This is a genomic window from Paratractidigestivibacter sp., from assembly GCF_052362415.1.
GTDB lineage: Bacteria > Actinomycetota > Coriobacteriia > Coriobacteriales > Atopobiaceae > Paratractidigestivibacter.
Genome location: NZ_DAWEMK010000047.1, coordinates 269 through 8,184, shown reverse-complemented (window position 1 = coordinate 8,184; position 7,916 = coordinate 269). Strand labels below are relative to the sequence as shown.

Genomic DNA, 7,916 nt, shown 5'->3' with positions numbered 1-7,916 from the left:
GCTTGCGGCACTTGCTGAACCAGAGTCCCGCCCCGTCTGCGACTCGCAGGGGCGGGGCTCTTTTTCGTAATCGCACGATTTTGGGCAGGAATATTCCGTTCACCGGCCAAAGCGTGCCGCAGAGCCGGTTGGAGCCGGCTTCGAGAATCCGGGGAAAAACGGATGAACTAGTATATTAGCCAGTCAATTTATGCTGGACCCGCCGATCCAGAAAGGAAATCGCATGGCAGATACCGCACAGAAACCCGCGGGGGAGGGCGCGTCCACCTCGCTCAACCAGGCCAAGATGTACCAGCTCGTCCTCTTCCCGTTCAACAACGGCGCGACGAACGTGTACTACGTCCTTCTCATGAACTACATCGCCTACTATGCCAACGGCGTGCTCGGCCTCGTGCTCGCGTTCGCGACCACGATGGTCACCGTCACCCGCGCGCTCGACGCCTTCATCGACCCGGTCGTGGGCATGCTCATCGACCGCACCGAGACCAAGTTCGGCAAGTTCCGCCCGTTCATGGTGCTCGGCAACGTCGTGATGATCGTCTCGTCGCTTCTGCTCTTCTACGGCACGCGCCTGATTCCCGAGGACGCGACCGCGGTCAAGTACGTGGCCTACACCGTGTTCTACATCCTGCTCATGGTCGGCTACTCCATCCAGACCTCCTGCACGCGCTCGGGCCAGACCTGCCTGACCAACGACCCCAAGCAGCGCCCAACCTTCACGCTGTTCAACACCATCGCGTCGCTCGTCGGCATGGGTGTGACCATGGCCGTCGCCTCCATCGTCGGCGGCAACGTCGGCTTTGGCACCGAGGCGTTCTTCAACTTCCTCATCCCGCTCGTGATCGTGCTGTCCGCCGCGCTCACCGCGCTCGCGGTCATCGGCATCGCCGGCAAGGACAAGAAGGAGTACTGGGGCCTCGGCGGCGAGTCCAAGGAGGGTGACGAGAACAAGCTCACCCTCAAGGACTACGTCCAGATCTTCAAGTCCAACAAGGAGCTCCAGCGCCTCATGGTTGCGGCTTCCGGCACCAAGTTCGCCTTCGCCGTCGCTACCAACACCTCGGTCGGCGTCCTTCTGTACAGCTGCATGATGGGCAACTACAACGGCCTGTACCTGCCCATGTACGTGATGGGCTACGTGTTCTCCGCGCCCTTCTTCCTCGGCGGCCTGCGCATGAGCCAAAAGCACGGGCAAAAGAAGACCCTCGTGACCTTCACCACCCTGGCGCTCGCCCTCTACGTCGGCGTCGTCGCGCTGCTGGCCATGTGGAACCCCGGCAACCCGGCGTTCTGCCTCTCGATCTTCAGCACCGAGGGCGGTTTCCACCTGACGCTCAACGCCTACACCATCATCTTCATCGCCCTCTACGGCCTGGGCTACGGCGCGTACTACTCCACCGCCGACATGGCCATCCCGATGATCGCCGACTGCTCCGACTACGAGATGTACCGCTCCGGCAACTACGCGCCGGGCGTCATCGGCACGCTCTTCTCGTTCGTGGACAAGCTCGTGAGCTCGCTTTCCACCACCGTCGTCGGCATCGCGCTTCTGGCCGTCGGCCTGACGCAGCTGCCCGACACCACGACCCCGTACGCCGACGGCATGAACTGGCTGACCATCGTGCTGTTCTGCGTGATCCCGATGATCGCCTGGGTGCTCACGCTGCTGGCCATGAAGGGCTACACCCTGACGGGCGAGCGCATGAAGGAGATCCAGGCCGTCAACGCCTGCCGCAAGGACGCGATCTCTGCGGGCATGACCGTCGACGAGGCCCTCGGCAAGTGGCAGACCATGGACCAGGTGCCCGAGAAGTACCGCGCCTAGCCCGTCGCGGGCGGCTCCCGCGATCCCTCGTCGTCGCTGTCCGCGGACGGTCGGCGGAACAAACCTGCCGCAGGCCCCCTTCCTCAGGAGGGGGCCTTTTTCATGGCGTAGAATAGTGCGGCTTGAGCAGTCTCGCGCGCACCGCGCGAATCCGATACCAACCACATCACGACGAAAGGCCCCCAACCATGACCAAGGTCGCCATCCTCTTCGGCGGGATCTCCACCGAGCACGACATCTCCTGCAAGTCCGCCGACAACGTCATCAGCGCGCTCGCCGGCCGCTTCGAGCTCGTCCTCATCGGCATTACGAAGGCGGGGGAGTGGCTGCACTACACCGGCGACTCCGCAGACGTGACCGGCGACTGGGAGACCCACGACACCGAGCGCGTCGTCCTCGTCCCCGGCATGGGCGAGCATGCGGGCGGGTTCTTCGCGCTTCGCGACGGCGGGCTCGAGCGGATCGACGTCGACGTGGCGCTGCCCGTCATGCACGGCCAGGGCGGCGAGGACGGCACCTTGCAGGGCGCGCTCGAGACCTGCGGCGTGCCCTACGTCGGCTGCGGCGTGCTCTCGAGCGCCGTGTGCATGGACAAGGACGCGAGCCACCGCCTCGCTGCGGCCGCCGGCGTCCGCTCACCCAAGTGTGAGGTCCTCTACCGCGGCTCTACCGTGTCCGAAGCCTTGGCGGCCGTGAAGGCCTGCGGCGGCTTCCCCGTTTTCGTCAAGCCGGCGCGCGGCGGCTCCTCGATCGGCGTCTCGAAGGCGACCGATGAGGCGAGCTACCAGAAGGCGCTCTCCGCGGCGTTCGCGCTCGACCGCAAGGTCGCCGTGGAGGAGGCCATCGTCGGCGACGAGGTCGGCTGCGCCGTCGTGGGCGACGCCGTCCGCGGCGTCAGTATGGGCGAGGTCGACCAGATCGTCGTCACCGGCGACGGGTTCTTCCGCATCCACCTCGAGAAGAACCCCGGCGCGAATACCGAGCTGCGCTGCCCGTCGGACCTCTCGCCGGAGCTCCTGGCCAAGGTCAAGGACGCCGGCCAGCGCGTCTACGAGGCACTCGGCTGCGAGGGCTTCGCGCGCGTGGACATGTTCGTCACGCCCGAGGGCGAGGTCGTCTTCAACGAGGTCAACTCGACTCCCGGCCTCACCTACTACAGCCGCTTCCCGCAGATGATGCGCGTCGCCGGCCACGAGCTCGGCGACGTCCTCTCCGACCTCATCTCCGCCAAGCTCTCCGACTAACACCAACACTGGGTGATAGTCATTGCGTGCAGCTTTCTGGGACACACATCATCCTGTGCCACCCATCACGCAATGACTGTCACCCAGTGTTGGTGCCGTCAGCTAGTGACAGTCATTGGCTGCAGCTTCCTGGGACACTCATCATTCGGGGACACCCTTCGGGGCTGTTAGATTACGACGCCGTCGCAGTGGTCGATCTCGTGCTGGATGATCTCGGCGATGAAGCCCGTGAAGGTGAAGGTCCGCTCGTTCCAGGACTCGTCAAGGTAGCGGACCTTGATGCGGCGGTAACGCGTGCAGGGGCGCGTCCCCTCGAGCGAGAGGCACCCCTCCTCGGTCTGGTAAGGGCAGCTCGCCTCGAGGATCTCGGGGTTGTGCATGAGCATATGGCGCGCCCCGTTGGCGACGACGATGATGCGCCGGCGCTGCCCGATCATGTTCGCCGCCATCCCGACGCACTCGTCGGCATGCGCGGCGAGCGTGTCGAGAAGGTCCTGACCCACCTCGGAGTCGAGCGCGGAGTGCGGGACCGCGGGCTCGCTCGGCACGCGGAGCAGCAGGGGAGAGCGGACTATGTCTTTGACCATCGGGCGGCGCCTCGTTTCTGTGTGACTCGACGGCCCGGGGCGGATCACCAGGCCGGTATGCCAGTTTGCCATGTTTCGGCTCGGCGCGCGGCCGCAGGCGCTGGTTTCTTGCCCATGCGCCGGAACAACTCGTGGTTTGTGGAGCGTTTGTACCGGTCAAATATCTTGCACTAGAAGGCAAATGGCGTGGATACAATACCTAGCAGTAAAAGCTAACACTGAAAGGGGAATCGCATGGAGAAACCTTCCGCGGATGACGCATCGAGCCTCGCTGCCTATAAGGTGACCCGCGCGATGGGCGCCATCACGAACGCCGGCGGCATGGACGCGCTCAACGCCTCGCGCGGCGAGATGGGCGTCCTCGGCTGCCTCGTCCAGCATGACCGCGAGGCCACGCCCTCCCAGCTCATGGATGCCCTCGGCGTCTCGAGCGCACGGGTGGCGAACACGCTCAAGGCACTCGAGCGCAAGGGATACGTCGTCCGCCAAACGAACCCCGAGGACGGCCGCGGCGTGATCGTGCGCATCACGCCTGCCGGCGAGGCCTTCGGCGAGGCGAACTTCCAGTCCGCCGTGCGCGGGGTCTCGTCCCTCTTGGCGCCGCTCTCGGCTGAGGAGCAGCTCGAGCTCGCCCGCCTGGTGGAGAGGATCGCGGAGCCCCTCGTCAAATAACTGCGAGGTCACGGGCCCGGTCCCAGCACCGCCCGTAAGCGGCCGCCGGCTCCATCCGCCAACCGTCCGCAGCCTCGGCCCTCGTCCGCCAATCATCCGCCGCACAACGCGGCGGATTACTTACCGTCAAATACCTAACAATGAAAGGAAAACTCGCGATGCTGAAACTGCTCAGATACCTCGACAAGCGCCAGCGCGGGCAGGCCCTGCTCACGCTCGTGTTCGTGGTCCTGCAGGTGTGGCTCGACCTCACCTTGCCCGACTACATGGCGACGATCACCTCGCTCGCCGAGACCCCCGGCTCCACCATGGGCCAGATCCTCGTCCAGGGCGGCTACATGATGCTGTGCGCCGCAGGCTCGCTCGTGTGCAACGTCATCTGCGTCTACCTCACCTCCCGCGTGGCGGCGGGCCTCTCGCGCACCCTTCGCGAGAAGGTCTTCAACCAGGCGCTCGACCTCTCGCGCGGGGACGTCGACCGCTTCGGCGCGGCGTCGCTCGTCAACCGCTGCACGAACGACATAACCCAGATCCAGAACCTCGTCTCGATGGGCCTCTCGGCCATCGTCAAGGCCCCTGTCATGGCGATCTGGGCCGTCGTGAAGATCGTCGGCTTCGGCTGGGAGTGGACGCTCGCGACCGCCGTGGCAGCGCTCTCCATCGCGCTCATGCTCGCGCTCACCGTCGTCGTCTGCATCCCGCGCTTCCAGAAGGTCCAGGGCTTGACCGACGTGCTCAACCGCCTGCTGCGCGAGCACCTGACCGGCGTGCGCCCCGTGCGCGCCTACAACGCCGAGGGCTACGAGCGCGAGCGCTTCTCCGGCGCGAACGACGAGCTCACGGACAACAACCTCATCGCCAACCGCGTGATGGCCATCATGAACCCGGGCATGACGCTCGTGACCTCGGGCCTCACCCTGGCCGTCTACTGGATCGGCGCCGTCCTCATCGAGGCCGCCGCGCCGGGCGCGCGCCTCACGCTCTTCTCGCAGATGGTCGTCTTCTCGAACTACGGCATGCAGGTGGTCCTCGCGTTCGTGCTGCTCAACATGATCTTCGTCCTGCTGCCGCGCGCCCAGATGGTCGCCGAGCGCGTGAGCGAGGTCATCGAGGCCGAGCCCGCCGTGACTGACGGCGTGGGCGTCCTCGACTCCGACGTGGGCGCCGCCGACCGCGGGCGCATCGAGTTTCGCGACGTCTCGTTCACTTATCCCGACGACGGCACCCCGGGGCTCAGCCACGTGAGCTTCACCGTCGAACCCGGCCAGACCGTCGCTGTCGTGGGCGCCACGGGATCAGGCAGGATGACCCTCGTCCAGCTCGTCGACCGCCTCTTCGACGCCACGGAGGGCCAGGTCCTCGTCGACGGCCGCGACGTGCGCGGCTACACGCTCGAGGAGCTCCACTGCCGCATCGGCTACATCCCGCAGACGGCCACGCTCTTCAAGGGCACCGTCGCGAGCAACGTCGCCTACGGCAAGACGGACCACGAGATCACGCGCGACGACGTGGGCGCCGCGCTCGCGGTGGCCCAGTCTACCGACTTCGTCGAGGGCATGGAGGGCGGCCTTAACGCCGCCATCGAGCAGGGCGGGCGGAACGTCTCTGGCGGCCAGCGCCAGCGCCTGGCCATGGGCCGCGCCATCGCCCGCAGGCCCGAGGTCCTTGTCTTCGACGACTCGTTCAGCGCCCTCGACTTCGCGACCGACCGCAAGCTGCGCGAGGCCCTCGCCCGCGAGTGCGCCGGCACGACCAAGCTCATCGTCGCTCAGCGCGTGAGCACGGTGCGCGACGCCGACCTCATCGTCGTGCTCGACGGCGGCTCCTGCGTGGGCGTCGGTACCCACGACGAGCTCATGCGCAGCTGCCCGACCTACCGGGAGATCGTGAGCTCCCAGCTCTCCAAGGAGGAGATCGCCAATGCCTGGCCAGAACAACATGCCCGGGATGGGCGGCGGGAGCACCGCCGCGGAACAGAAGGTCGACCTCGGCCACGCCTTCGGCCGCCTCGCCCGGTTCTGCCGTCCCTACCTGCCCACCGTTGCCGCGGCGAGCGCGCTCGCGCTCGCGGGCGCGATCCCCTTCGGCACCGTCGTCGCCTTCATGATCTACATCCGCCTCTTTACCCAGCCGCTCCAGAACATCTCGCAGGCCGCGAGCTCGGTGCAGACCATGGCGGCCGCGTGCGAGCGCGTGTTCGACTTCCTCGAGGAGGACGAGATGGACGACGAGTCCGCCAAGCCCGCTCGCATCGAGTCGCCGCGCGATGAGGTGGACTTCCGCCACGTTCGCTTCGGCTACGAAGAGGGAACCGACATCATCCGCGACTTCAGCGCCAAGGCACTCGCGGGCAAGAAGGTCGCCATCGTCGGCCCCACCGGCGCCGGAAAGACGACCCTCGTGAACCTCCTCATGCGCTTCTACGAGGTGGGCAACGGCGGCATCTACATCGACGGCGTGAACATCGCCGACGTCACGCGCGAGAACCTCCACGAGCAGTTTGGTATGGTGCTGCAGGACACGCGGTTCTTCCAGGGGACGCTGCGCGAGAACATCGCCTTCGACGCCGAGGGCGTGGGCGACGAGCGCCTCGATGAGGTCTGCGAGGCGTGCGGCCTGCTCAAGTGGGTGCGCAGCCTTCCCGCCGGCTACGACACCGAGCTCGAGCCGGGCAGCGTCTCTGCCGGCCAGTGCCATGGTCAAGGACGCCCCGCTGCTCATCCTCGACGAGGCCACGAGCTCGGTAGACACCCATACCGAGCTGCGCGTCCAGCGCGCGATGGATGCCCTCATGGAGGGGCGCACGAGCTTCGTCATCGCGCACCGGCTCTCGACGATCCGCGACGCCGACCTCATCCTCGTGATGGAGCACGGAGACGTGGTGGAGTCCGGCAACCACGAGGAGCTGCTCGCCGCCGGCGGCGCGTACGCCAAGCTCTACAACTCGCAGTTCGAGGAGGCCGACGCGGCGTAGGCGCCGCATCGCCCCGCCGCCGCCCGTTCCCCCGCGCGATGAGTGGGCGGTCGGCGGCAAGAAGCGCCGGGGGCCGAGTTCTCGCGGCTCGGCCCCCGGCGCCCATCAGTTCATCGGTTTCTTCCTCGTGGGCCCGCCTTTGCGCGGGCCCTTCTTTGTGCCGGCGGCGGGGGCCTTTGGGGCCTTGGCGCCGCGGTTGGCCGCCGCGCCCCTCGCGCCGCCGGCCTTCGCCCCCTTCGAGCCGCCGGCCTTCGCTCCCGCGCCTCGGGGTCCCGCGCCCTTCTTTCCCCGCGCCGCGCCCTTCTTCTCGTCGCGCGCCTTGGGCGGGTAGGGGCGGATCAGGCAGCGCGGCTCGAAGCCGATGAGGTCTTGGCGCCCCGCGCGCAGCAGCGCCTCGTGCACGAGCTGCCAGTTCTCGGGCTTGCGGTACTGGATGAGCGCGCGCTGCATGGCCTTCTCGTGCGGGTCGCGCGGCACGTAGATGGGCTGCATGTTCCTCGGGTCGACGCCTGTGTAGAACATGCACGTGCTCATGGTCGACGGCGTGGGGTAGAAGTCCTGGACCTGCTCGGGCATGTAGCCCATGTCGCGCACGGCCTCGGCGAGCTCGACGG

At 66.9% G+C, this 7,916-nt stretch carries 5 protein-coding genes and 2 pseudogenes; 5 read left to right on the top strand and 2 right to left on the bottom strand.

What is annotated here, in order from left to right; genetic code table 11:
* Positions 1–223 precede the first annotated feature (223 nt).
* Together ACT84W_RS06185 and ACT84W_RS06180 are read left to right on the top strand one after the other, a co-directional pair.
* A complete protein-coding gene (locus tag ACT84W_RS06185; RefSeq protein ID WP_444328583.1) occupies positions 224–1,825 on the top strand; it encodes an MFS transporter in 1,602 nt (533 codons plus the stop codon).
* Positions 1,826–2,013: 188 nt separating this feature from the next.
* The gene (locus tag ACT84W_RS06180) at positions 2,014–3,069 is read left to right on the top strand and encodes a D-alanine--D-alanine ligase family protein (RefSeq protein ID WP_444328582.1); all 1,056 of its coding nucleotides are present in this window, start codon (positions 2,014–2,016) and stop codon (positions 3,067–3,069) included.
* 167 nt (positions 3,070–3,236) lie between these two features.
* Here the strand turns inward: ACT84W_RS06180 and ACT84W_RS06175 are convergent, their stop codons facing one another.
* Positions 3,237–3,656, bottom strand: coding sequence for a peptide deformylase (locus ACT84W_RS06175; RefSeq protein WP_417576361.1), 420 nt, complete (start codon positions 3,654–3,656; stop codon positions 3,237–3,239).
* A gap of 234 nt (positions 3,657–3,890) precedes the next feature.
* On the opposite strand from ACT84W_RS06175, the gene ACT84W_RS06170 reads away from it, so the two are divergent.
* The 3 genes and pseudogenes from ACT84W_RS06170 to ACT84W_RS06160 all read left to right on the top strand — a co-directional run.
* Positions 3,891–4,328 (top strand): MarR family winged helix-turn-helix transcriptional regulator, encoded by a 438-nt coding sequence (locus ACT84W_RS06170; protein WP_417576362.1) that lies wholly within the window; start codon positions 3,891–3,893, stop codon positions 4,326–4,328.
* A 140-nt stretch (positions 4,329–4,468) separates the two neighbouring features.
* Positions 4,469–6,001, top strand: a pseudogene (locus tag ACT84W_RS06165) (ABC transporter ATP-binding protein); the annotation flags it as partial.
* Positions 6,002–6,356: 355 nt separating this feature from the next.
* Positions 6,357–7,302, top strand: a pseudogene (locus tag ACT84W_RS06160) (ABC transporter ATP-binding protein); the annotation flags it as partial.
* Positions 7,303–7,407: 105 nt separating this feature from the next.
* Here ACT84W_RS06160 and ACT84W_RS06155 read toward each other — a convergent pair.
* A partial coding sequence (locus ACT84W_RS06155; protein WP_444328581.1) for a DUF3362 domain-containing protein occupies positions 7,408–7,916 on the bottom strand: 509 nt, incomplete at its 5' end.

Excerpts from the sequence above, each read along its gene's own strand:
- ACT84W_RS06180 (WP_444328582.1), top strand. The coding sequence starts at position 2,014 with ATGACCAAGGTCGCCATCCTCTTCGGCGGGATCTCCACCGAGCACGAC.
- ACT84W_RS06185 (WP_444328583.1), top strand. The coding sequence starts at position 224 with ATGGCAGATACCGCACAGAAACCCGCGGGGGAGGGCGCGTCCACCTCG.
- ACT84W_RS06175 (WP_417576361.1), bottom strand. The coding sequence starts at position 3,656 with ATGGTCAAAGACATAGTCCGCTCTCCCCTGCTGCTCCGCGTGCCGAGC.
- ACT84W_RS06170 (WP_417576362.1), top strand. The coding sequence starts at position 3,891 with ATGGAGAAACCTTCCGCGGATGACGCATCGAGCCTCGCTGCCTATAAG.